Below are 23,143 nucleotides of genomic sequence, written 5' to 3' on the forward strand. Positions count from 1 at the left end.
TTCGTCATGCAACCGCCACAATCCCGATCACGTCCGCAAGAATCTTCGAACGATCGCCCCTTTCGTCGCATTATATCCTGTCCTTCCATCGTTACCGGCGATTATAGGAAAGGACATTGCGATAGGCCAGTGATAGGTTCCGCGCTGGTCCAGCCGTGAAGGACGCAAAGGCAGGCGGGTGAAATTCCCGTTGCAATCGCGTTTCATGGGGCTAGGACTAAGGGGAACATCAACAAGGCGCAGGCCACGAAGCCAAGCGCCAGGGGAGCCAGAGAGACGATGGAATATTTCGTCCAGCAGCTTATCAACGGGCTGACGCTGGGGTCGATCTATGGTCTGATCGCGATCGGATACACGATGGTGTACGGCATCATCGGCATGATCAACTTCGCCCATGGCGACATCTTCATGGTCGGCTCGTTCATCGCGCTGGCGACCTTCCTGATCCTGACAACCGTTTTCGGCTTCGTCTTCCTGCCGGTGATCCTGCTGATCGTGCTGATCGTGGCGATGCTGTTCACCTCTGCCTGGGGCTGGACCGTGGAGCGGCTGGCCTACAGGCCGCTGCGCGGCTCGTTCCGGCTGGCGCCGCTCATCACCGCCATCGGCATGTCGATCGTTCTGCAGAACTTCGTCCAGGTTACCCAGGGTGCACGTAACAAGCCGATCCCTCCGCAAATCCAGGGTGGCGTCACCATCATGGAGGGCGTCACCGAAAACGGACCGATCGCCGTCCAGCTCTCCTACATGCAGATGATCATCATCGTGACGACGCTCGTCCTGATGATCGGCTTCACGCTCCTGATCAACCGCACCCCTCTCGGTCGCGCGCAGCGGGCCTGCGAGCAGGACCGCAAGATGGCCGCGCTGCTCGGCGTCAACGTCGATCGCACGATCTCGCTCACCTTCGTGATGGGCGCCGCGCTCGCCTCCGTCGCCGGCCTGATGTTCCTGCTGCTTTACGGTGTCATCGACTTCTACATCGGCTTCCTCGCGGGGGTTAAGGCCTTCACCGCGGCCGTTCTCGGCGGCATCGGCTCGTTGCCCGGTGCCATGCTCGGCGGCCTGCTGATCGGCCTGATCGAGGTCTTCTGGTCGGGCTACTTCACCATCGAGTACAAGGACGTCGCCGCCTTCTCGATCCTCGCCATTGTGCTGATCTTCCTGCCCTCAGGGCTGCTCGGCAAGCCGGAAGTGGAGAAGGTCTGATGGCCGCCGAAACGCCCGCCGCACCAACCTCCTCGATACGCCCGGAAGGCGCGCAGCGCAGCCTGGAGGAGCGAGGCAACGCGCCCGTCGTGGCGCCCGCCAACGATCCCAATTCGATGGCGAACTCCGTGCGCGATGCCGCCATGGCGGCGGCGCTCACCTTCGTGCTCGGCTTCTTCTTCCTCGGCGTGCGCTCCGACTTCGCGCCGGGCGGTCTGGCGCTGGAATTCCGCTGGGGCCTGCTCTTCATCGCCGTCGCGATCATCTTCGTGGCCCGGTTGCTGCTCAATATCTTCGTGTTTCGCACGACGAAGCCGCTGACGCAGCGCATGGGGTCGACCTTCAAGGGCGTTGGCGCAGGCGGGGGCCTTGGCAAATGGCTCGGCCGGGCGCTCTTCGCCTTCGCGCTGGTGCTCCCCTTCTTCTTCACCAGCTTCTTCCCGGGCCAGAGCCGACAGTACATCGACCTCGCCATTCTGATCATGACATACATCATGCTCGGATGGGGCCTGAACATCGTCGTCGGGCTCGCGGGCCTGCTCGATCTCGGCTACGTAGCCTTCTATGCGGTCGGCGCCTACTCCTTCGCCCTGCTGGCGCAGTATTTCGATATCGGTTTCTGGATGGCGCTGCCGCTTGCCGGCCTGCTCGCCGCCTTCTGGGGCATCATCCTTGGCTTCCCCGTGCTGCGCCTGCGCGGCGACTACCTCGCGATCGTGACGCTCGCCTTCGGCGAGATCATCCGCGTCGTGCTCCTGAACTGGTACGAGTTCACCGGCGGCCCCGACGGCATCTCGGGCATACCGAAACCGACGCTGTTCGGGCTGGAATTCAAGCGCGGCGAAGGCGGGTTCGCCGATTTCTTCGGCATCCCCTTCGACAACATCCACCGCTTCATCTTCCTCTACTATATCATCTTCGTCCTCGCGATCGTCACCAATCTGGTGACGCTGCGCCTGCGCAAGATGCCGGTCGGCCGCGCCTGGGAGGCGCTGCGCGAGGACGAGATCGCCTGTCGCTCGCTCGGCATCAACACCACCAACACCAAGCTCACGGCCTTCGCGCTGGGAGCGATGTTCGGCGGTCTCGCCGGCTCCTTCTTCGCAACCCGGCAGGGCTTCATTTCGCCGGAAAGCTTCACCTTCCTGGAATCGGCGATCATCCTGGCGATCGTGGTCCTCGGCGGGCTCGGCTCGCAGATCGGCGTGGTGATCGCGTCGGTTGTGATGATCGGCGGCATCGAGATGCTGCGCAACCTCGGCTTCCTGTCCCAAGTCTTCGGGCCCGGCTTCGAACCGACGCAGTACCGCATGCTGATCTTCGGCGTCGCCATGGTGCTGATCATGGTCTGGAAGCCTCGCGGGCTGGTCTCGACGCGCGAGCCCACGGCCGTGCTCAAGGAAAAGAAGCGCATCGGCGCCGACATGGTCGCACAGGGTGAAGGTCACTGATGGTTTCCGCAAGCCAGAGCGCTGCCACCGCAGCCGCGCCCATGCCGGGCGCACCCCGCAACTGGGACGTCAATCCGGTCCTCACGGTCGAGCACCTGACCATGCGCTTCGGCGGCCTGGTCGCGGTGAACGACCTGTCCTTCAACGTCGGGCGCGGCGACATCACCGCGCTCATCGGCCCGAACGGCGCCGGCAAGACGACCGTGTTCAACTGCGTGACCGGCTTCTACAAGCCGACCGAGGGCCGCACCGTGATGCGCCATGGTGACGGCCTGCTGCAGGATCTGGTGGAGGAAGTCACCGCCGGCGGCCTGCGCTCGGTGCAGATGGGCGACAGGGCTGTCTTCCTTCTGGAGCGCATGCCCGACTTCGAGATCTCGCACCATGCGCGGGTCGCGCGCACCTTCCAGAACATACGCCTGTTTGGCGGCATGACGGTGCTCGAGAACCTGATGGTGGCGCAGCACAACGTGCTGATGAAGGCGTCCGTCTTCACCATCGGGGGTCTGCTCGGGCTGCCTCGATATCGGATCGCCGAGAAGGCGGCCCGCGAGAAAGCGGTCTACTGGCTGGAACGCACCAGGCTGATCGACCGCGCCGACGACCCGGCCGCCGACCTCCCCTATGGCGACCAGCGTCGGCTCGAGATCGCCCGCGCCATGTGCACGGAGCCGCATCTGCTTTGTCTCGACGAGCCTGCGGCGGGACTGAACCCTCGCGAATCGCAGGAACTGAACGCGCTGCTACAGTTCATCCGTGCCGAGCACGGAACGTCGATCCTGCTCATCGAGCACGACATGGGCGTCGTCATGGAAATCTCCGACCACGTGGTGGTGCTCGACTATGGCGTGAAGATCGCCGACGGCGACGCCGACCACGTCAAGAACGACCCGAAGGTCATCGCGGCCTATCTCGGCGTCGAGGACGAGGATGAGATCGACATTCCCGAGGTGAAGAAGGACCTGTCGACGGCAGGGAAGCCGGCCGGGCAGGACGGGGGCGTGGCATGACCGAGCGGCAACCCCTCCTCAGCGTCCGCGGCGTCGAGACCTATTACGGCAAGATTGTCGCGCTACGCGGCGTCGATGTCGACGTCTATCCCGGCGAGATCGTGACGCTGATCGGCGCCAACGGCGCCGGTAAATCGACGCTGATGATGACCGTCTGCGGCAGCCCGCAGGCGCGCAGCGGGCGGATCGTCTACGACGGAAAGGACATCACCACGATGCCCACGCACGACATCATGCGGCTCGGCATCGCGCAGTCTCCCGAAGGCCGGCGCATCTTCCCGCGCATGACCGTGATGGAGAACCTGCAGATGGGTGCCTCGCTGGTCGCGCCCGAGCATTTCGACGCCGACCTGAAGCGCATCTTCGAGCTCTTCCCGCGATTGAAGGAGCGCGCCGACCAGCGCGGCGGCACGCTTTCGGGCGGCGAACAACAGATGCTGGCGATCGCCCGCGCCCTGATGAGCCGTCCTAAGCTCCTGCTTCTCGACGAGCCTTCGCTTGGCCTTGCCCCGCTGATCGTCAAGCAGATCTTCGAGGTCATCAAGGAACTGAACCGCACCGACGGGCTGACGGTCTTCCTGGTCGAGCAGAACGCCTTCCACGCCCTGAAGCTCGCCCATCGCGGCTACGTCATGGTCAACGGCAACATCACCATGAGCGGCACCGGTGCGGAGCTCCTGAAGCGCGAGGAAGTGCGCGCGGCTTACCTCGAAGGCGGGAGGCACTGAGGATGGAAAACGAACTGGCGCTTCTCTGGGAAGTCAGCGCATCCGAATTCATCTTCGTCACCGTCATCCTGGCTGGCGGCGCTGCCTATATGACCGGTCGCGCAGCGGCGAGGGGCTGGATGCCGAACTGGCAGTTGGTGATCTACATGGTGCTTCTGGCCGCCGCGACGCGCTTCATCCACTTCGCGCTCTTCTCCGGATCGCTGCTGTCGCCCTACTATTACATGATCGACCTGATCGTCCTCCTGATCATCGGCTTTGCCGGAATGCGTCTGACGCGGTCTTCGCAGATGGCGTCGCAGTATCGGTTCGCCTATGACCGCAGCGGGGCCTTCGGATGGAAAAGGCGCTGAACCAAGAAATGACATCTGGCCTTGCGGCCATTTACGAAGTTCGACGTGAAGCCTTTATTTCGATGCGGAATTGGGCTTTGATGTCGGCAAGCGGGAACGGGAACACCCGCACGGACCGGACCCGGGAGCCAGAACACCATCACGGCCGGTCAGCAGCATTCTAAGGTGTTTAAGGGAGTTACCATGAAGAAGGCACTCTTGGCAGGGGTCGCGATGACCTTCGCTATGTCGACGGCCGCCTATGCGGACATCCTGATCGCGACCGCTGGTCCGATGACGGGTCAGTATGCGTCCTTCGGCGCTCAGATGAAGGCCGGCGCCGAACAGGCCGTCGAGGACATCAATGCAGCGGGCGGCGTCAATGGCGAGATGCTGAAGCTCGAGATCGGCGACGATGCCTGCGATCCGAAGCAGGCGGTGGCCGTGGCCAACCAGATGGCGGGGAACGGCGTGGTCTTCATGGCCGGCCACTTCTGCTCGGGTTCGTCGATACCGGCCTCGGCCGTCTATGCCGAGGAGGGTATCGTTCAGATTTCGCCGGCCTCGACCAACCCGAAGTTCACCGATGAGCGTCCGGGTCCGGGCATCATGCGCGTCTGCGGTCGCGACGACCAGCAGGGCGACGTGGCGGGCAAGTTCCTCGTCGACAATTTCGCCGAAAAGAAGGTCGCCTTCGTCCACGACAAGACCGCCTATGGCAAGGGCCTCGCCGATGCCACCATGGCTGCCTACGAGGCGGCCGGCGGCAAGCCAGCGATGTACGAGGCCTATACGGCCGGCGAAAAGGACTACACCGCGCTTGTCTCCAAGCTGAAGTCCGAGGGCGTGGGGGTGCTCTATGTCGGCGGCTACCACACCGAGGCTGGGCTGATGGCCCGCCAGATGAAAGAGCAGGGCATGGACACCGTGCTCGTATCCGGTGACGCGCTCGTCACCGACGAGTATTGGGCGATCACGGGCGATGCCGGCGAGGGCACGCTGATGACCTTCTCGCCGGATCCGCGCAAGAACCCCGACGCAGCACCGCTGGTCGAGAAGTTCCGTGCCAAGGGCGTCGAGCCGGAAGGCTACGTGCTCTACACCTACGCAGCCATTCAGGCTTGGGCGCAGGCCGCCTCGACGGCCGGCTCGGTCGAGTTCGACGCGGTCGTCAAGGCGCTCGACGAGGGCACTTTCAACACCGTTCTCGGCTCGCTGACCTTCGACGACAAGGGCGACGTGACCCTGCCGGGCTACGTCTTCTACGAGTGGAAGGACGGCAAGTACGACTATCTCGTCCAGTAAGGACCGATTGAAGTCTCGAATGAAGGCCCCGGCGCGGCGACGCGCCGGGGCTTTTTTCTTGCGCGGCAAGCCCCGCGCGGTGGTGCCGATTTTGTTTGCACTGCAGCATTTTCAGGCTAATCATACGCCCTGCCCCCAAATCCCTCCCAGTTCCGGAGCCGGACCTTGCCCATTTCCAAGATCCTCGTCGCCAACCGTTCCGAGATTGCGATCCGCATCTTCCGGGCCGCCAACGAACTCGGCATCAAGACCGTCGCCATCTGGGCCGAGGAGGACAAGTACTCGCTGCACCGCTTCAAGGCGGACGAATCCTACCCGATCGGCCGTGGACCGCATCTGGCGAAGGACATGGGTCCGATCGAGAGCTATCTGTCGATCGACGAAGTGATCCGGGTCGCGAAGCTGTCCGGCGCCGACGCCATTCATCCCGGCTACGGGCTCCTGTCGGAGAGCCCGGAATTCGCCGAGGCCTGCGCCGAGGCGGGCATCGTCTTCATCGGCCCGCGGCCCGACACGATGCGCCGGCTCGGCAACAAGGTGGCGGCGCGCAACCTCGCCGTGGAGGTGGGGGTGCCGGTGGTGCCGGCGACGGAGCCGCTGCCCGACGACATGGCCGAGGTCGCCCGCATGGCCGCCGGGATCGGCTATCCGGTCATGCTCAAGGCATCCTGGGGCGGCGGCGGGCGCGGCATGCGCGCCATTCGCGCGGAGGCGGACCTCGCCCGCGAGGTCGTCGAGGCAAAGCGCGAGGCCAAGGCCGCCTTCGGCAAGGACGAGGTCTACCTCGAAAAGCTCGTCGAGCGCGCCCGCCACGTCGAGGTGCAGGTGCTGGGCGACACGCATGGCAACGTCGTCCATCTCTTCGAGCGTGACTGCTCCATCCAGCGCCGCAACCAGAAGGTCGTGGAGCGCGCGCCCGCGCCCTATCTCGACGCCGCCCAGCGCGACGAGCTTTGCGGCTACGCGCTGAAGATCGCCCGCGCGACCGATTATGTCGGTGCCGGCACCGTCGAGTTCCTGATGGATGCCGACACCGGCCGGTTCTACTTCATCGAGGTCAATCCGCGCATCCAGGTCGAGCACACCGTCACCGAGCAGGTCACCGGCATCGATATCGTCAAGGCGCAGATCCACATTCTCGACGGCCACGCCATCGGTACGCCGGAATCGGGCGTGCCCCCGCAGGAGAAGATCTGGCTGAACGGCCACGCCCTGCAGTGCCGCATCACGACCGAGGATCCCGAGCAGAACTTCATCCCCGACTATGGCCGCATCACCGCCTATCGCGGCGCGACCGGCTTCGGCATCCGCCTCGATGGCGGCACGGCCTATTCGGGCGCCGTCATCACCCGTTTCTACGATCCGCTGCTGGAGAAGGTCACGGCCTGGGCGCCGTCCCCGCAGGAGGCGATCGCCCGCATGGACCGCGCGCTGCGCGAGTTCCGCATCCGCGGCGTGGCGACCAACCTGACCTTCCTCGAAGCGATCATTTCGCATCCGAAATTCCGCGACAACAGCTACACGACGAGGTTCATCGACACCACGCCGGAACTCTTCACCCAGGTGAAGCGGCGCGACCGCGCCACCAAGCTCCTGAACTACCTCGCCGACGTCACCGTCAACGGCCATCCCGAAGCGCGCGGCCGGCCGAAGCCCAAGGCGGACGCGGCAGCCCCCGTCGTGCCCTTCGTCGGCGGCGAGGTGCCGGACGGCACGAAGCAGCGCCTCGACGCACTCGGCCCGGTAAAGTTCGCCGGATGGATGCGCGAGCAGCCTCAGGTTCTGGTGACCGACACCACCATGCGCGACGGCCATCAGTCGCTGCTCGCCACCCGCATGCGCACGCATGACATCGCCGGTGTCGCCGGCGCCTATGCCCGCGCCCTGCCGCAGCTTCTCTCGCTCGAATGCTGGGGCGGCGCCACCTTCGACGTCGCCATGCGCTTCCTCACCGAGGACCCGTGGGAGCGGCTGGCGCTGGTGCGCAAGGGCGCGCCCAACCTGTTGCTGCAGATGCTGCTGCGCGGCGCAAACGGCGTCGGCTACACCAACTATCCCGACAACGTGGTGCGCCACTTCGTCAGCCAGGCGGCCGCCGGCGGCATCGATCTCTTCCGCGTCTTCGACTGCCTGAACTGGGTCGAGAACATGCGCGTCGCCATGGACGCCGTCATCGACGAGGGCAAGCTCTGCGAGGCGACGATCTGCTACACCGGCGACATCCTCGACCCCGCGCGCGCCAAGTACGACCTGAAGTACTACGTGGCTCTGGCACGCGAACTGGAAGCCGCCGGCGCCCACATCATCGCGGTGAAGGACATGGCCGGGCTGCTCAAGCCGGCTGCCGCCCGCGTCCTGTTCAAGGCGCTGCGCGAGGCGACCGGACTGCCGATCCACTTCCACACCCACGACACCTCCGGCATCGCCGCCGCCACGGTGCTCGCGGCGGTCGAGAGCGGCGTCGACGCCATCGATGCCGCCATGGACGCGCTGTCGGGCAACACCTCGCAGCCCTGCCTCGGCTCGATCGTCGAGGCGCTGAAGGGCACCGACCGCGATCCCGGCCTCGACCCCGCCTGGATCCGCCGGATCTCCTTCTACTGGGAGGCGGTGCGAAACCAGTATGCCGCCTTCGAGAGCGACCTGAAGGGTCCGGCCTCCGAGGTCTACCTGCACGAGATGCCGGGCGGCCAGTTCACGAACCTCAAGGAACAGGCGCGCTCGCTGGGGCTGGAGACGCGCTGGCACGAGGTGGCGCAGGCCTATCACGACGTCAACCTGATGTTCGGCGACATCGTCAAGGTCACGCCCTCCTCCAAGGTAGTCGGCGACATGGCGCTGATGATGGTCTCCCAGGACCTGACGGTTGCCGACGTGGAGAATCCGGCGCGCGACATCGCCTTCCCGGACTCCGTCGTCTCCATGCTGCGCGGCGATCTCGGCCAACCGCCCTCGGGCTGGCCCGCAGCGCTCCAGAAGAAGGCGCTGAAGGGCGACGCCCCGATCACGGTGCGGCCCGGATCGCTGCTGGCGCCCGCCGATCTTCCCGCGATCCGCAAGGAGGTGGAGGCAAAACTCGGCCGCGAGATCGACGAGTTCGAGTTCGCGTCCTCGCTGATGTACCCGAAGGTGTTCGCGGACTTCGCCGCCGCACAGGAAACCTACGGCCCGGTCAGCGTGCTGCCGACGCCCGTCTACTTCTACGGCATGGCGCCGGAGGACGAGATCTTCATCGACATCGAGCGCGGCAAGACGCTGGTGGTGCGCTGCCTGGCCGTCGGCGAGCCGGACGAGCAGGGCATGGTCACCGTCTTCTTCGAACTGAACGGCCAGCCGCGCCGCGTCAAGGTGCCGGACCGGGCGCATGGCGCAGGCGGCGGCAAGGTGCGCCGCAAGGCCGAGCCCGGCAATGAGGCGCATGTCGGAGCGCCGATGCCGGGCGTCGTCTCGACGCTCGCGGTCGCGGCGGGTCAGTCGGTCATGGCCGGCGACGTGCTGCTGTCGATCGAGGCCATGAAGATGGAAACGGCCCTGCACGCCGAGCGCGACGGCACCATTGCCGAGGTTCTGGTCCACGCCGGCGACCAGATCGACGCCAAGGACCTGCTCGTCGTCTACGCCGCCTGAACGGGAAAGGGCCGCGCGATGGCGGCCCTCGGCAGATGAAGCGGCCCGCTTTCGCGGGGCGCGGCGTCACCCGTCGATCTGCTTGCCCATGATGGCGATGGCCTGCTGGTAGACCCCCGCCGCGTTCCAGCCCTGGATGGCGCCGTAGTTGGCCTGGCCCGGCTGGTAGCCGGCACCCGGCCTCCAGCCATGCGCACGCAGGAAATTGGCCGTGGACGCCAGCGCGTCGGCCCGAGACCGCACGAGGTCGATCTTGCCGTCGCCATCGCCATCCACGCCATACCGCAGCACGCTGCCCGGCAGGAACTGCGTCTGGCCGAGCTCGCCATGCTTGGCGCCGACCGAACTGGACGACACGACGCCGCGGTCCACGAGTTGCAGCGCGGCCATCAGATGGCCGGTGAAGAATTCCGAGCGTCGGCAGTCATAGGCGAGCGTCGCGGTCGCCGAGATCAGGTTGGTGTCGCCCATGAAGCCGCCGAAGGCAGTCTCCATGCCCCAGATCGCGAGGAGCGGCCCCGCAGGAACGCCATAGCGCGCTTCGATGCTCGAGAAGAGCTGCGCGTTCTGCGCCTTCAGCTTCTTGCCCCGCGACACGATTGTCGGTGCGCCGCGCACCTGCATGAACTTCTCAAGCGAGTATTTGAAGCTTTTCTGGTTGCGATCGGCCGAAATCGTCGCATTCGAGTAGCTTGCGCCTTGCAAGGCGGCCAGGCCACGCTGGCCGACGCCCGCCCGGGAGGCCTCCTGCGCCATCGACTGCTTCCAGGCATTGAAGCCCGACGAATTGTTCCCGCACTGCGCTGCGTGAGCGCCACCGGTCCCCAGCACCATCGCCAGCAGCGCCGACGCGATCAGTTTGCCCTTCGGCATCAATTCCATCTCCTTCTCGAGAACGATCTTCACGACATAGGGATGGCGCCCAATCCGCAGGCAAAGCCCCGGTGCGCGCCAAACCGAATCCGCCGAAACTAGTACCAGAATAAAAAGGAGACTATTCTTTGACGCGTTAACGGGGGGTTAGGAAATGAACGACGTTGACGTAGTTGTGATCGGCGCCGGCGCGGCGGGCCTGGCTGCCGCGAAGACTCTGCGGGCGGATGGCAGGAGCGTCGTCCTGCTGGAGGCGATGGACAGGATCGGCGGGCGCGCCTGGACGACGAGCGAGCATTTCGGCGTGCCGTTCGACATCGGTTGCGCCTGGCTGCATGCGGCAGACCGCAATCCCTTCCTGACGGAAGCACAGGCTGCGAACTGGACCCTCTACCACCACGACATGAACGTCGACCACCTCTACTACGGCCGCCGCAAGGCGACCGAGGAGGAGGAAGCCGCGATGAAGCGGGCGGACGGCGAGCTTGCACGGCTTCTCGAGAGCCACGACAGTGCGGACGATCGGCTGTCATCCCTGCTGGCGAAGGGCCACGCCGTTCGCGCCGCCGCGACCTTCTCCGGGCCGATGGACTTCGGCAAGGACGACGACGAGATTTCCATTGCCGATTTCCGCGCTGCGGCCGACCTCGACCCGAACTATTTCACGAAGGAAGGCTTCGGCGCCCTTGTCGCAAGGTTCGGCGCGGATGTTCCCGTCACGCTGTCGACGCCGGTCAGGTCGATCCGCTGGGACGTGCCGGGCGTGGCCGTGGAGACGGAGCGGGGAACGGTCCGGGCGCGCGCCGCCATCGTCACGGCTTCGCCGGCCGTGCTGGCCTATGAGGAGATCCGCTTCGATCCCGTCCTGCCGCCGGAATACGAGGAGGCCTTCTTCGACCTGCCGATGGGAATGCTGACCAAGATCCCGGTCGAGATCAGGGGCACGAGGCTCGGCCTCTCCCCCTTCGACGACCTCCTGATCGAGCGCCATGCCCGCCACGACATCTTCTTCCTGTGCTTTCCCTTCGACCTCGACCTCATGGTCGGTTTCGTCGGCGGCGACTTCGCCTGGGAGATGTCGGTGGCCGGCGAGGCGGCGGGGATCGACTTCGTCACCGACCGGCTCTGCGGCATCTTCGGCAATGACGTTCGCAACCATGTCGGCCGCGCCATGATGACCAACTGGGGTGCGGAGCGCTGGGTCCGCGGCGCCTATGCGGCCGCCAGGCCTGGCAAGGCCAGGGCCCGCGAGGTTCTGACGCGCGCCGTCGCCGACAGGATCTGGTTTGCCGGTGAACATCTCGCCGGATCGCTGATCCAGACCTGCGGTGGCGCGCGGCTGTCGGGCGAGGCCGCCGCCCGCGACGTGATCGCGACGCTCAGGTGACGGTACCCACCATGGATCGGAGGTCGAGATCCCAGTTCTGACCGACCAGATCCTGTCCGAAGCTGCGGTGTCGCTCCTCCGCGACCAGCCGGAAGCCGGCGGTTTCGTAGATGTGCCGCGCCGACTGCAGGATGTCGTTCGTCCACAACGTCATCCGGCGATAGCCGGCTTCGCGGGCGAAGCCGATCGCCTGGCCGACCAGCTTCCGCCCGACGCCGAGGCCGCGCGCCGCCGGCTCGACATAGAGCATGCGCAGCTTGGCAATGCCCTCGCCGGCATCCACGACGAAGACCGATCCGAGAACCTCACCATCGCGGTCCGCGACCCAGCACCCTTCGCGCAGCGGGTCGTGCCTGATGGCGAATGCACCCGCGATCTCGGCGACGAACCCTTCGAAGGTTCCGTCCCAGCCGTGCTCCTCATGATAAAGGGTCCCGTGCCGGGAAATGATGTGACCGATCTCGCCGATCCGGAACGGCCGGACCGCCACGGGACGTTCCGGCGCGGCCGGATCGAGCAGGCGACGGATGGTCCGCATGGCATTGAGGACGTCTGTGCGTTCGCGAGCGCCGAGCGGCGCGATCAGCGCACTCACCTCCTCGCGCGAAGCCTGGTCCAGGGAACGGAATGCCGCGACTCCGCGGGGCGTGAGCGCAAGGATCTGCGCACGGCCGTCAACGGGATTGGCGGTGCTATCCACGAGCCCGGCGTCGCGCAGCGTCCGCAGCAGGCGGCTGAGGTAGCCCGGATCCATGCCGAGATCGGCCGCGAGTTCCGTTGCCGTTGTGCGCCCGCGGCTGCCCAGTTCGTAGATCAGCCGGCTCTCCGGCAGGCTGTGCGGCGATCGGAGCAACCCCTCGTTCAGAGCGCCAAGCAGGCGGGTGTAGAAGCGGTTGAACGCGCGGATGCCGGCGACACCCGTCTCGTTCCCTGCGTCGATCATGGCCAGCCCTCTACTCCGGCATCGAAATGGCGCCATTTATTTGACTTTGTCAACTATCTCGATCGGAACCACTTTGCGCGTGAGGCGTTCGAAGCCGTCCCCCTCCCCTGGAGCCTGCGATGAAACTCTTCTCCTGCCCGGCCTGTGGCGGCCGCCTCTATTTCGAGAACGACCGTTGCCTCGCCTGCGGCACCGACGTCGCGCTCGCGCCCGAGGAGTCCCGTTTCGTCGCTGTCGGTGTCGAAGCGGACGGGTGCCGCAATGCGACCGAATGCGGCTGCAACTGGATCGCTGCGCCGGAACACGACGGCTACTGCCGCGCCTGCGCGCTCAACCGCACCATCCCGGACCTCGCGGTCGACGGCAACCGCGATCGCTGGGCCAGGATCGAGCGCGCCAAGCGAAGGCTGGTCTACGCCCTCCTCGGCTTCGGGCTGGACGTGCATCCGAAATCCGGTCCCGGTGACGCCGAGGGCCTCGCCTTCGAGTTTCTGGCCGACCTGCCCGGCGAGCGCGTGCTGACCGGCCATGATGGCGGGCTGATCACCCTCAACGTGATCGAGGCCGATCCCGCGGAGCGCGAGCGCATGCGGCTGGCCATGGGCGAGCGCTATCGCACGCTACTCGGCCATTTCCGCCACGAGGTGGGCCACTATTACTGGGAACGGCTGATCCGCGACGACCCCGCCGAACTGGAGGCATTTCGCGCCCTGTTCGGCGACGACCGCGAGGACTACGCCGAGGCGCTGCGGCTCCACTACGAAGAAGGTCCTTCCGCAGGATGGCAGGACAGCCATGTCACCCCCTATGCGGCGAGCCATCCGTGGGAAGACTGGGCCGAGACCTGGGCACACTATCTCCACATCACCGATACGCTGGAGATGGCGGACGCCTTTGCCATACCCATCGATCGCATCGATGCGGCCGCAAATGCCGCCGGCCTCGCATCGGACGACGAAATCGACGCGATCCTGCTGCGCTGGCTGGCGCTGACGGAGGTCGTCAACGGCATCAACCGCTGCATGGGCGTCTCCGACCTCTATCCCTTCGTGATCGCGTCCGCCGTCGCGCGCAAGCTGGACTATGTCCGCCTGCTGCTGGAGCGGCAGCGCTGACGCCGTCCGGACGAATGTGGTGGCACTGTTGCAGTCCGGTCCTTGTGCCGGGCAGCGAGGACTGAAAGGCTCCGCTCACGATCCATCGTCGGGCGAGGCCCATGACAGGACATTTGCGGCGGGCGCTTCTGGCGCTTTCGATCCTGGCCGGCACCACGGCGCCGCTGGTCGCGCATCCGCGAGATGACGCTTTTGCGCCTGTCGTCGAGACGGCGATGCTGGCTCCGCCGGACGCCGCGCGCGGCGACGCGACCGTATCGCTGGCAAAGTCTGCCGACTTCGCCTTCGAGATCGTCCGGCCGGAACGGCCCGACGGCCGCACCATGGTGCTGCTGCACGGCTCGGGCGGCGACGAGACCAGTCTCGTCCGGCTTGCCACCCGCATCGCGCCGCATGCGACGTTGCTCGGCATTCGTGGCCGCGTGACGCAGGACGGCCGCAGGCGCTGGTACAGGCGCCTGACGCCCGTAACCTTCGACCAGCACGACGTTTGCGTCGAATCCGAGGCTTTCGCACGTTTCCTCGGCCGCACCGCGCTCGAACTCGGCATCGACCTCGACCGGACCGTCTTCCTCGGCTACTCCAATGGCGCCAATCTGATCGCCGCCACGGCGCTGCTGCATCCGGGCCTCGTCCGCAAGGCGGCGCTGCTGCGCCCGATGTCCGTGCTCGACCAGCCGCCGACGCCGCCGCTCGCCGGCGCCAGCCTGCTCATGATCGCCGGCGCGTCGGACCGCACCTACGCACCCTTCGCCCCGGCGCTGGAGCAATTGCTCGAAAGCTGCGGAGCCGTGGTGGACTCGCGGTCCATTTCCTCCGATCACATGATCGGCGACGAGGATGCGCGGATCGTGGCCGAGTGGCTGGCGGCGCCCCCGGCGAAGTGAACGGCGCCTGGCCTTCGAAACCCGAAGCCCTCCGCCGAAGCCGAAAACGCCGTGATCTTGACTCCCGCTCGGTTTTCCTGTCTTAAGCCACGCAAATCCGCGACGAGTTGATGACTCCGAGCAGCCGACCGGGACCCCCTAGTGGTGTAAATCGATCCCGGAGGCCAACACCCGGCAGCGCCATGCGCCCCCGGGTGCTTTTTGGCTTTTGCTGCAGGTTTCATCCGCCGCACGGACGCATTACCTCTCTGGCGTCACGCCGATGCAAGAGACGAAGGAAACCGGATGTTCGAATCCCTCCAGGAGCGCCTTGGCTCCATCCTGAACGGCCTGACCGGCCGCGGCGCGCTGTCGGAGGCCGATGTCTCGGCGGCGCTCCGCGAGGTTCGCCGCGCGCTGATCGAGGCCGACGTGGCGCTCGAGGTCGTGCGTTCCTTCGTCGAGAAGGTGCGCGAGAAGGCTGTCGGCGCCGCGGTCGTGAAGTCGATCAAGCCCGGCCAGATGGTCGTCAAGATCGTCCATGACGAGCTCGTCTCCATGCTCGGCGACGAGGGCAAGGCGATCGACCTCAACGCGCCGGCACCGGTCGTCATCATGATGGTCGGCCTGCAGGGCTCGGGCAAGACCACCACGACGGGCAAGATCGCGAAACGTCTGACCGAGCGCCAGGGCAAGAAGGTCCTGATGGCCTCGCTCGACACGCGCCGCCCGGCCGCGCAGGAACAGCTGCGCCAGCTGGGCGAACAGGTGAAGGTCGCGACCCTGCCGATCATCGCCGGCCAGTCGCCGGTCGACATCGCCAGGCGCGCGGTCCAGGCCGGCAAGCTCGGCGGCCACGACGTCGTCATCCTCGACACGGCCGGGCGCACGCATATCGACGAGCCGCTGATGGTCGAGATGGCAGACATCCGCAAGGTGTCGTCGCCGCACGAGATCCTGCTGGTCGCCGATGCGCTGACCGGTCAGGACGCCGTCAACCTCGCCCGCAACTTCGACGAACGCGTCGGCATCACCGGCCTCGTGCTCACCCGCATGGACGGCGACGGCCGCGGCGGCGCGGCGCTGTCGATGCGCGCCGTCACCGGCAAGCCGGTCAAGCTGATCGGCGTCGGCGAGAAGATGGACGCGCTGGAGGAGTTCCACCCCAAGCGCATCGCCGACCGCATTCTCGGCATGGGCGACATCGTCTCGCTCGTCGAGAAGGCCGCCGAAAACATCGACGCCGAGAAGGCGGCGGCGATGGCCAGGAAGATGCAGTCCGGCAAGTTCGACCTGAACGACCTCGCCGACCAGCTGCGCCAGATGCAGTCCATGGGCGGCATGGGCGGCATCATGGGCATGATGCCCGGCATGGGCAAGATGAAGGACCAGATGGCCTCGGCCGGCCTCGACGACAAGATGTTCGGGCGCCAGCTCGCCATCATCTCGTCGATGACCAAGGCCGAGCGCGCCAACCCGGATATCCTCAAGCATTCACGCAAGAAGCGCATCGCGGCCGGCTCGGGCACAGACGCCGCCGAGATCAACAAGCTTCTCAAGATGCACCGCCAGATGGCGGACATGATGAAGGCCATGGGCGGCAAGGGCAAGGGCGGCGGCATGATGCGCGGCCTCATGGGCGGCATGGCGCAGAAGATGGGCCTCGGCGGCATGATGGGCGGCGGCCCGATGGGGGGGATGCCGGACCTGTCGAAGATGAATCCAAAACAGCTCGAGCAGTTGAAGAAGCAGGCGGAAGCCGCCGGTCTCGGCGGCGGCATGCCGAAGGGTCTGCCCGGCCTCGGCGGCGGCGGGCTTCCGGGCCTTCCCGGCGGGCCTCGCCTGCCCGGTCTGGGCGGCGGTGGCTTCCCCGGCCTGCCGAAGAAGAAGTGAGCGGGAGGAACGCTTGAGCCACGCAGACGACACGGATGATACGACTGCCCGCGCCCGCGAGGTCCTCGCCGGCTACCGCGCCTCGATCGACAACATCGACGCGGCGCTGATCCACATGCTGGCCGAGCGCTTCCGCTGCACCAAGGCGGTCGGCGTGCTGAAGGCCGAGCACGGCCTGCCGCCGGCAGACCCGAGCCGCGAGCAGCAGCAGATCGAGCGCCTGCGCAGGCTCGCGAAGGATGCCCAGCTCGACCCCGATTTCGCGGAGAAGTTCCTCGCCTTCATCGTCAAGGAAGTGATCCGCCACCACGAGATGATCGCCGCTGCCTCGGCCGCGAGCGACCAGGAAAGCGCCCCGGCGGGCGCGTGACCATCAGGCCGGAAGGCCCCCAACCCTAGCAAGACATCAGGAGAACCAACAATGTCGCTGAAGATCAGACTGGCCCGCGCGGGCTCCAAGAAGCGCCCCTACTACCACGTCGTCGTCGCCGACGCCCGTTCGCCGCGCGACGGCCGCTTCATCGAGGCGATCGGCGCCTGGAACCCGATGGTCCCGAAGGACGGCGAGCGGGTGAAGATCGACGTCGAGCGCGTCCAGCACTGGATGTCGCATGGTGCCCAGCCGACCGATCGCGTGCTGCGCTTCCTCGACGAGGCCGGCATCGTCAAGCGCCCGGCCCGCTCGAACCCGAAGAAGGCCGAGCCGGGCAAGAAGGCCCAGGAGCGTGCCGCCATGCTGAAGAAGACCGAAGAGGCGCTCGCCGCCAAGATGGCCGCCGAGCGCGCCTCCTCCGAGGAAGCCGCTTCCTGAGACACGGTTGCGTGACGCTCTGACGTTTGGACGGCGGGCCTCGGCCCGCCGTTCTTCGTTTGGGGGCCGAGGTAGACAAGGAAATTGTCGGCTAGTCGAATGCTTGACGGGATGGAAACTCGCGCCGGATGAAGTCGTCGAAAAGCGGCACGGTGAAGTCCGTACTGCCGTAAGCGGGGCTCCAGATCATGCCCTTCGCAATCAGGCTTGATCGGAGCGGTGCAACGGTCGACACCTTCGCGCCATAGGCCTTCGCGATGTCACCTGAGAGGTGAGGACCGGGACCGAGAGACGCCATCGCCGCGATGTACTTCCGTTCCGTGGGAGTCATTCGCTCCAGTCGCATGCGGAAGAAGCTCTCGTCGAGCCTTCGGATCGCCTCGGGCCTCGCCCGCTCGACATCATCCTGCGTGATCTGATCTCCCCTGGCGATGTTCCAGGATACAAAGCCCCACTCCTGCAGGAAGTAGGGATATCCCTTCGTAACTCTGATGATCTCGTTGACTGCGCCCTCCGTGAACAAGACACCTTGTCTGCGAGCCGGCTCTGTAATGGCCGTGGTCGCGTCCGCATCGCTCAGCGCTTCGACTCTGGGGAAATCAAAGAGCCTTTCTGCGTAAGATTTGGAGTCTCCCATCTTGGCCAGAAGCTGCGGCAAGCCCGCCCCAAGCACGACGATAGGAAGTCCGCGCTGGCTCACCCGATGGACTGCCATGACGAGCGCGCTCAGCTCCGTCGCGGATAGATACTGCAACTCGTCGATCATGATGGCCAATGCCGTACCCCGCGCCTTGGCCGCTTGTCCCACGACCTGCAGGAGTTCCGGCAGGTCGTTCGTGATATCCCCGCTATCGGCAAGACCGATTTCCTCGCCGAAATCGAGACCTACTTCTATGTCTCCAACCTTTACATTGAGCGATTTGGCGAAGCTTCGAAGAACACGAAGGCCGCGATGCGCCAACTCTCTCGCGGCAGCCGAACTCGACATGCGCAGCAACGCTGTCCGCAACTGCGGAATCAGGAGCTTCGGGAGCGATGCGTCGTCGTGAGCCTCCACGAAGATCACGTGGTACTTGTCATCTTCCGCAAGCTCTTGCACCTTGTTCAGAACGACCGTCTTTCCGACCCCGCGCAGCCCCACTGCGATAAAGCTCTTTCCGTGAAGCCCCCCTCGCGCGCGTCGCAGCGCCAAGGTCGCCGTAGTGACCAAATCGTCACGCCCGGCGATCACCGGAGGTCTCGTGCCCGCGCCTGGGACATAGGGGTTTAAGGCTGGATCCATAGGAGACATCCAAGACGGGGGAGTTTATCGAGTTTAGGGTACCTTATCGAGGAAAGCCGGAGGTCATCCTTACGGAGTTTAGGATAGTTTATCAAGCGTTCATGATTTGTTCGGAACCCCGAACTCGATCATGCCGGTGCCGCCATGTCTGACAGAGCATGCCATGCGTCATGAGCCCTACCCCTCCACCGCCAGCGCCACGACGCTGACCAGTCCGCGCGCTGCGCGCCGCTGCTCCCCTGGATCGGCGATACGCATCTTGATGCCCTCGATCCCATCGAGCAGCAGCGAGGCGAGAATCTCGGGTGACAGGTCGCGCGCGGAGAGATCGACGAGCCTGGCGTCCGCCTCCTCGGCGATGGCGGCGGTGAACGACCGGCACAGGCGCGATTTCCACTCGGCGATCAGGTCGCCTGCGAGGCTGCTCTTCATGTCGAGCATGGCGGCGGCATGCGGCGAATCCCCGAACCGATCGTGCAGCGCAAATACGCCCGCATCCAGTGCATCGCGGAGCCGGTCCGCCAGCGGCCCGCCTCCGTCCATCACGTGCTGAACGGTGCCGGAAGACCAGTCGACAAGATCGATCGCGATCGCACGATAGATGTCGGCCTTGTTGCGGAACTGGAGATAGAGCGACGGCCGCGACATCTCGGCCGCGCGCGCGATGTCGTCCATGGTCGTGCGCTGGTAGCCGCAGGCCAGGAAAGCCTTGACCGCGCCTTCGATAATGCGGGCGCGCTTGTCGGCTTCACGATTGTCCGCGTCGGACCGGGCGGCACTGCTGTCCATTACGATTCCTGAACTTCCAGACCCTCATTGACAAAATGACGAAATTTGTCAATATGTCTCGACGTCGGCCATGGTCCGGCGACGCAAGAGACGACAACGAAGGGTATCCCTCATGCGCCTGACAGTCGACGGCAAACAGATCGAGATCGATGCCGACCCCGACATGCCGCTGCTCTGGGCCCTGCGCGATCTTGCGGGCATCCTCGGCCCGAAGTTCGGTTGTGGCATTGCCGCCTGCGGCGCCTGCACGGTCCTGATCGACGGATCGCCCGTCCGCTCCTGCGTCCTGCCGATCGGCGGCGTGGAAGGCGAGATCGTGACGATCGAGGGCCTCGCGAGGGATGGGACCCTGTCGGTCGTGCAGCAGGCCTGGCTCGACGAGCAGGTCGCCCAGTGCGGCTATTGCCAGGCCGGCCAGATCATGAGCGCGACCGCGCTGCTCGACGAGATCGAGAACCCGACCGACGAGGACATCGACAATGCCATGTCGGGCAATCTCTGCCGCTGCGGCACCTATCCCCGGATCCGCGCTGCGATAAAGCGCGCCGCCGCAACCAAGCTGGCGAGGGCCTGATCATGGCGAGCATCGGCAAGATCACCCGCCGCGCCTTCCTGATCGGCGCGACCGCCATCACCGGCGGCATCGCCGTCGGCTACTACCTCTACCGGCGCCCCTATCCGAACCCGCTTGAGGACGAACTGGCGGAGGGCGAGGCCACCTTCAATCCCTATGTGAAGATCGCAGGGGACGGCGCCATCACGGTCATCGCGCCCCGCGCCGAGATGGGCCAGGGCATTTCGACCACCCTGGCGGCACTGGTGGCGGAGGAACTCGACGTGCCGCTCGAAGCGGTCACCGTCGAGCACGGGCCGGCCTCCTATGCCTACTACAATTCCGAGATGCTGGCCGAGGGCGGGCCGTTCCCCTTCTGGGACGAGAGCATCATGGCCGAGACGGTGCGCGGTGCCATGGGCGGCGTCGGCAAGGTGCTCGGTCTGCAGGGTACGGGCGGCTCGTCCTCGACGCGCGACGGCTTCGACCGGATGCGCCAGGCCGGGGCCGCGGCCCGCCAGATGCTGGTCGCCGCCGCGGCCACCTCGCTCGGCGTCGCCGCACGCGACCTGGCGACCGGCGACGGCCGCATCACCCATGCCGCCTCGGGACGCTCCGTCGGCTATGGCGATGTCGCCGCAGCGGCCGCCGAACTCGACCCGCCGTCTGAGGTCGTGCTCAAGCAACGGGCTGACTGGAGGATCCTCGGCAAGTCGCAGAACCGCGTCGACATGCGGGACAAGGTGACGGGCGCGCCCATCTTCGGCGTCGATGTCGTGCAGCCCGACATGCTGTTCGGCACGGTGCGCATGAGCCCGCGTTTCTGGCAGAAGGCCACGCGCGCCGACCTGTCGAAGGCGCAGGCGATGCCGGGCGTGGTCAAGGTGGTGCCGATCGACACGACCTATGGCAGCGGTTTCGGCGTCATCGCGGACAACACCTGGGCTGCCTTCCGGGCCGCCGAGGCGATCGAGGTCGAGTGGGGTACGGCCGGATATCCGGCCGACAGCGCCGGCATGACGGCGCGCCTGAAAGAGGCGCTCGCCAGCCCAGGAGGAAACTCGGCGCGCGACGAAGGCGACGTCGACACCGCCTTCGCCGATGCGCCGGGCGAGCGGCTGGTCGAAGCCGAATACGAGGTGCCGTTCCTCGCCCACATGTGCATGGAGCCGATGACCGCCACGGCCCGCCTCAGGGACGGGGTGCTCGACGTCTGGTCGCCGAACCAGTTTCCCACGATGACGCGTCAGCTCTGCGCCGATGTCGCCGGGATCGAGACCGACAAGGTCAACGTCCACACCACCTCGCTCGGCGGCGGCTTCGGCCGGCGCGGCGAGATGGATTTTTCCATGTATGCGACCGCATTGGCCCGGGAAGCGGGCGGCCGTCCGGTCAAGGTCACCTGGACGCGCGAGGAGGACACCCGCCACGACACATACCGCCCGGCGGCGGCCGGCCGTTTCCGCGCCCGCCTGGGGTCCGACGGATCGCCCGAGGCAGTGGAGATGCGCATCGCCTCGCCCTCGGTCGTCGCCGGCATCCTGCGCCGGACGTTCCCGTCGATCTCGCCGATGGGTCCCGACAAGTCGATCGTCGACGGCGCCTGCAACCAGCCCTACACGATCCCGCACTACCGCGTGACCGGCATCGAGGCTGATCTGGGCGTTCCCGTCGGCTTCTGGCGCGCCGTCGGCAACTCGTTCAACGGCTTCTTCCACGAGTGCTTCATGGACGAGATCGCCGAACGCGGCGGCACCGATCCGGTCGAACTGCGCCGCCGCCTGATGAAGGATTATCCGGCAGCGCTGGCCGTGGTCGACAAGGTGGCAACCATGTCGGATTGGGGCTCGCCTCTCGCCGACGGCACGGCGAAGGGCTTCGCCTTCACCCTGTCCTTCGGCTCCTGGGTGGGCGAGGTGGTGCAGGTCTCGCAATCCGACGCCGGCCTCCGCATCGACAAGGTCTGGATCGCGGCCGACGTCGGCACGGCGCTCGACCCCGGCATTCTCGAAGCGCAGCTCGTCTCCGGCGCCATTTACGGCCTCTCCGCCGCCATGGGCCAGGAGATCACCTTCGCCGATGGCATGGTCGAGCAGTCCAACTTCCACGACCACGACGCCATGCGCATGCACCAGTGCCCGGCATTCGAGGTGGCGATCCTGGAAAACTTCCACAAGATGGGCGGCGCCGGCGAGATCGGCACGCCGCCCGCCCTGCCGGCCCTCGCCAACGCCGTCTTCGCGCTGACCGGCAAGCGCATCCGCACGTTGCCATTGTCGAAGGAGGTCTCCTTCGCATGAGGCGCGCGATATTGCTGACAGTCACTGCCATGCTGCTTGGCGGCGTCGCCGGCGCCCAGGAAGCGGCGGCGCCGTCCACCGAGGCACCGGCCGTCGATCCGGCGGCCGGCCTTGCCGCCTGGCAGGACGTCTACGCGGTCTTCTCCCATCCGCGCTGCGCCAACTGCCACGTCGAGGACGACCATCCCCGCTGGTCGGGCGCCCACTACGGCGAGACCCGCATCCACGCTTTCAACGTGATGCGCGGCGCCGATGGATCGGGCTTCGGGAATCCCGGCCTGCGCTGCACGACCTGCCATTTCGACAGCAATTCCAACGTTCTGCACGGTCCGCCCGGCGCACCCGGATGGCATCTGGCCCCGGTCGAGATGGTCTGGTTCGGCAAGAGCTCGCCCGAGATCTGCGCCCAGATCAAGGACCCCGGGCGGAATGGCGGCCGGACGATTTCTGAGGTGGCCGAGCATGTGCGCGACGATGCCCTCGTCGGCTGGGGCTGGGCGCCGGGTCCGGGGCGCGAACCCGCCCCCCGATCAGCCGAGGAAACCTTCGCTGCACTCGAACGATGGAATGCCGCCGGAGCACCCTGTCCGGCCGAGTGAGTATTCGATCAAGAAAACTGACTGTTTCGCGCTTCGGCTTTGGAGTACACAGCGCCACGAAAGTGACCGC

General features: G+C 66.1%; 20 protein-coding genes. 16 read left to right on the top strand and 4 right to left on the bottom strand.

What is annotated here, in order from left to right:
• Window positions 1-279: 279 nt before the first annotated feature.
• The 7 genes from N1F91_RS08115 (at window position 280) to pyc (ending at window position 9,662) form a co-directional block, all read left to right on the top strand.
• On the top strand, window positions 280-1,209 hold the full coding sequence (locus tag N1F91_RS08115) for a branched-chain amino acid ABC transporter permease LivH (protein ID WP_289991328.1): 930 nt from the start codon (window positions 280-282) through the stop codon (window positions 1,207-1,209).
• Window positions 1,209-2,660 carry a high-affinity branched-chain amino acid ABC transporter permease LivM gene (gene livM, locus N1F91_RS08120; RefSeq protein WP_289991329.1) on the top strand — a complete coding sequence of 484 codons (1,452 nt, stop codon included), beginning with the start codon at window positions 1,209-1,211 and terminating at the stop codon, window positions 2,658-2,660. Before N1F91_RS08115 ends, livM begins: the two co-directional genes overlap by 1 nt.
• Entirely contained in the window at window positions 2,660-3,670 is a 1,011-nt protein-coding gene (locus N1F91_RS08125; protein WP_289991330.1) for an ABC transporter ATP-binding protein, read from the top strand. Before livM ends, N1F91_RS08125 begins: the two co-directional genes overlap by 1 nt.
• Window positions 3,667-4,398: an ABC transporter ATP-binding protein gene (locus N1F91_RS08130; RefSeq protein ID WP_289991331.1), complete on the top strand. Its 732-nt coding sequence runs from the start codon at window positions 3,667-3,669 to the stop codon at window positions 4,396-4,398. The genes N1F91_RS08125 and N1F91_RS08130 overlap by 4 nt, the downstream gene beginning before the upstream one ends.
• A gap of 2 nt (window positions 4,399-4,400) precedes the next feature.
• Window positions 4,401-4,751, top strand: a complete 351-nt coding sequence (locus N1F91_RS08135; RefSeq protein ID WP_289991332.1) for a DUF6867 family protein — start codon at window positions 4,401-4,403, stop codon at window positions 4,749-4,751.
• 183 nt (window positions 4,752-4,934) lie between these two features.
• Window positions 4,935-6,035 (top strand): branched-chain amino acid ABC transporter substrate-binding protein, encoded by a 1,101-nt coding sequence (locus N1F91_RS08140; RefSeq protein WP_289991333.1) that lies wholly within the window; start codon window positions 4,935-4,937, stop codon window positions 6,033-6,035.
• 165 nt (window positions 6,036-6,200) lie between these two features.
• Window positions 6,201-9,662, top strand: coding sequence for a pyruvate carboxylase (gene pyc, locus N1F91_RS08145; protein ID WP_289991334.1), 3,462 nt, complete (start codon window positions 6,201-6,203; stop codon window positions 9,660-9,662).
• Window positions 9,663-9,728: 66 nt separating this feature from the next.
• On the opposite strand, the gene N1F91_RS08150 is transcribed toward pyc, so the two are convergent.
• On the bottom strand, window positions 9,729-10,544 hold the full coding sequence (locus N1F91_RS08150) for a lytic murein transglycosylase (protein WP_289991475.1): 816 nt from the start codon (window positions 10,542-10,544) through the stop codon (window positions 9,729-9,731).
• 145 nt (window positions 10,545-10,689) lie between these two features.
• On the opposite strand from N1F91_RS08150, the gene N1F91_RS08155 reads away from it, so the two are divergent.
• The gene (locus N1F91_RS08155) at window positions 10,690-11,922 is read left to right on the top strand and encodes an NAD(P)/FAD-dependent oxidoreductase (protein ID WP_289991335.1); all 1,233 of its coding nucleotides are present in this window, start codon (window positions 10,690-10,692) and stop codon (window positions 11,920-11,922) included.
• Here N1F91_RS08155 and N1F91_RS08160 read toward each other — a convergent pair.
• On the bottom strand, window positions 11,915-12,865 hold the full coding sequence (locus N1F91_RS08160; RefSeq protein WP_289991338.1) for a helix-turn-helix domain-containing GNAT family N-acetyltransferase: 951 nt from the start codon (window positions 12,863-12,865) through the stop codon (window positions 11,915-11,917). The two genes, N1F91_RS08155 and N1F91_RS08160, sit on opposite strands and share 8 nt — an antisense overlap.
• A 119-nt stretch (window positions 12,866-12,984) precedes the next feature.
• On the opposite strand from N1F91_RS08160, the gene N1F91_RS08165 reads away from it, so the two are divergent.
• The 5 genes from N1F91_RS08165 to rpsP all read left to right on the top strand — a co-directional run bounded on the left by N1F91_RS08165 (window position 12,985) and on the right by rpsP (window position 17,550).
• A complete protein-coding gene (locus N1F91_RS08165) occupies window positions 12,985-13,980 on the top strand; it encodes a putative zinc-binding metallopeptidase (protein ID WP_289991340.1) in 996 nt (331 codons plus the stop codon).
• Window positions 13,981-14,081: 101 nt separating this feature from the next.
• Window positions 14,082-14,867, top strand: coding sequence for an alpha/beta hydrolase (locus N1F91_RS08170; RefSeq protein WP_289991341.1), 786 nt, complete (start codon window positions 14,082-14,084; stop codon window positions 14,865-14,867).
• 285 nt (window positions 14,868-15,152) lie between these two features.
• Window positions 15,153-16,739 (top strand): signal recognition particle protein, encoded by a 1,587-nt coding sequence (gene ffh / locus N1F91_RS08175; protein ID WP_289991343.1) that lies wholly within the window; start codon window positions 15,153-15,155, stop codon window positions 16,737-16,739.
• A gap of 13 nt (window positions 16,740-16,752) precedes the next feature.
• Window positions 16,753-17,109: a chorismate mutase gene (locus N1F91_RS08180; protein WP_289991344.1), complete on the top strand. Its 357-nt coding sequence runs from the start codon at window positions 16,753-16,755 to the stop codon at window positions 17,107-17,109.
• A gap of 51 nt (window positions 17,110-17,160) precedes the next feature.
• Window positions 17,161-17,550, top strand: a complete 390-nt coding sequence (rpsP, locus tag N1F91_RS08185; protein WP_289991345.1) for a 30S ribosomal protein S16 — start codon at window positions 17,161-17,163, stop codon at window positions 17,548-17,550.
• Between the two features lie 91 nt (window positions 17,551-17,641).
• On the opposite strand, the gene N1F91_RS08190 is transcribed toward rpsP, so the two are convergent.
• Together N1F91_RS08190 and N1F91_RS08195 are read right to left on the bottom strand one after the other, a co-directional pair.
• The gene (locus N1F91_RS08190) at window positions 17,642-18,781 is read right to left on the bottom strand and encodes an ATP-binding protein (protein ID WP_289991346.1); all 1,140 of its coding nucleotides are present in this window, start codon (window positions 18,779-18,781) and stop codon (window positions 17,642-17,644) included.
• A 228-nt stretch (window positions 18,782-19,009) separates the two neighbouring features.
• A complete protein-coding gene (locus N1F91_RS08195) occupies window positions 19,010-19,621 on the bottom strand; it encodes a TetR/AcrR family transcriptional regulator (protein WP_289991347.1) in 612 nt (203 codons plus the stop codon).
• Window positions 19,622-19,733: 112 nt separating this feature from the next.
• Here N1F91_RS08195 and N1F91_RS08200 point away from each other — a divergent pair, with 112 nt between their 5' ends.
• From N1F91_RS08200 to N1F91_RS08210, 3 genes are read left to right on the top strand one after another with little or no spacing between them, the layout of a single operon-like run.
• Window positions 19,734-20,195, top strand: a complete 462-nt coding sequence (locus N1F91_RS08200) for a (2Fe-2S)-binding protein (protein WP_289991349.1) — start codon at window positions 19,734-19,736, stop codon at window positions 20,193-20,195.
• A 2-nt stretch (window positions 20,196-20,197) separates the two neighbouring features.
• The gene (locus N1F91_RS08205; protein ID WP_289991351.1) at window positions 20,198-22,474 is read left to right on the top strand and encodes a xanthine dehydrogenase family protein molybdopterin-binding subunit; all 2,277 of its coding nucleotides are present in this window, start codon (window positions 20,198-20,200) and stop codon (window positions 22,472-22,474) included.
• Entirely contained in the window at window positions 22,471-23,073 is a 603-nt protein-coding gene (locus N1F91_RS08210; protein WP_289991352.1) for a hypothetical protein, read from the top strand. The genes N1F91_RS08205 and N1F91_RS08210 overlap by 4 nt, the downstream gene beginning before the upstream one ends.
• The last annotated feature ends 70 nt before the right edge of the window (window positions 23,074-23,143 follow it).

The sequence above is a fragment of the Aquibium sp. ELW1220 genome, from assembly GCF_030398385.1.
Lineage (GTDB): Bacteria > Pseudomonadota > Alphaproteobacteria > Rhizobiales > Rhizobiaceae > Aquibium.

What these genes read in the sequence shown, in the direction of transcription:
- N1F91_RS08115 (WP_289991328.1), top strand. Translation starts at nt 280, where the DNA reads ATGGAATATTTCGTCCAGCAGCTTATCAACGGGCTGACGCTGGGGTCG.
- livM (WP_289991329.1), top strand. Translation starts at nt 1,209, where the DNA reads ATGGCCGCCGAAACGCCCGCCGCACCAACCTCCTCGATACGCCCGGAA.
- N1F91_RS08125 (WP_289991330.1), top strand. Translation starts at nt 2,660, where the DNA reads ATGGTTTCCGCAAGCCAGAGCGCTGCCACCGCAGCCGCGCCCATGCCG.
- N1F91_RS08130 (WP_289991331.1), top strand. Translation starts at nt 3,667, where the DNA reads ATGACCGAGCGGCAACCCCTCCTCAGCGTCCGCGGCGTCGAGACCTAT.
- N1F91_RS08135 (WP_289991332.1), top strand. Translation starts at nt 4,401, where the DNA reads ATGGAAAACGAACTGGCGCTTCTCTGGGAAGTCAGCGCATCCGAATTC.
- N1F91_RS08140 (WP_289991333.1), top strand. Translation starts at nt 4,935, where the DNA reads ATGAAGAAGGCACTCTTGGCAGGGGTCGCGATGACCTTCGCTATGTCG.
- N1F91_RS08150 (WP_289991475.1), bottom strand. Translation starts at nt 10,544, where the DNA reads ATGGAATTGATGCCGAAGGGCAAACTGATCGCGTCGGCGCTGCTGGCG.
- N1F91_RS08155 (WP_289991335.1), top strand. Translation starts at nt 10,690, where the DNA reads ATGAACGACGTTGACGTAGTTGTGATCGGCGCCGGCGCGGCGGGCCTG.
- N1F91_RS08160 (WP_289991338.1), bottom strand. Translation starts at nt 12,865, where the DNA reads ATGATCGACGCAGGGAACGAGACGGGTGTCGCCGGCATCCGCGCGTTC.
- N1F91_RS08165 (WP_289991340.1), top strand. Translation starts at nt 12,985, where the DNA reads ATGAAACTCTTCTCCTGCCCGGCCTGTGGCGGCCGCCTCTATTTCGAG.
- N1F91_RS08170 (WP_289991341.1), top strand. Translation starts at nt 14,082, where the DNA reads ATGACAGGACATTTGCGGCGGGCGCTTCTGGCGCTTTCGATCCTGGCC.
- ffh (WP_289991343.1), top strand. Translation starts at nt 15,153, where the DNA reads ATGTTCGAATCCCTCCAGGAGCGCCTTGGCTCCATCCTGAACGGCCTG.
- rpsP (WP_289991345.1), top strand. Translation starts at nt 17,161, where the DNA reads ATGTCGCTGAAGATCAGACTGGCCCGCGCGGGCTCCAAGAAGCGCCCC.
- N1F91_RS08195 (WP_289991347.1), bottom strand. Translation starts at nt 19,621, where the DNA reads ATGGACAGCAGTGCCGCCCGGTCCGACGCGGACAATCGTGAAGCCGAC.
- N1F91_RS08200 (WP_289991349.1), top strand. Translation starts at nt 19,734, where the DNA reads ATGCGCCTGACAGTCGACGGCAAACAGATCGAGATCGATGCCGACCCC.
- N1F91_RS08205 (WP_289991351.1), top strand. Translation starts at nt 20,198, where the DNA reads ATGGCGAGCATCGGCAAGATCACCCGCCGCGCCTTCCTGATCGGCGCG.
- N1F91_RS08210 (WP_289991352.1), top strand. Translation starts at nt 22,471, where the DNA reads ATGAGGCGCGCGATATTGCTGACAGTCACTGCCATGCTGCTTGGCGGC.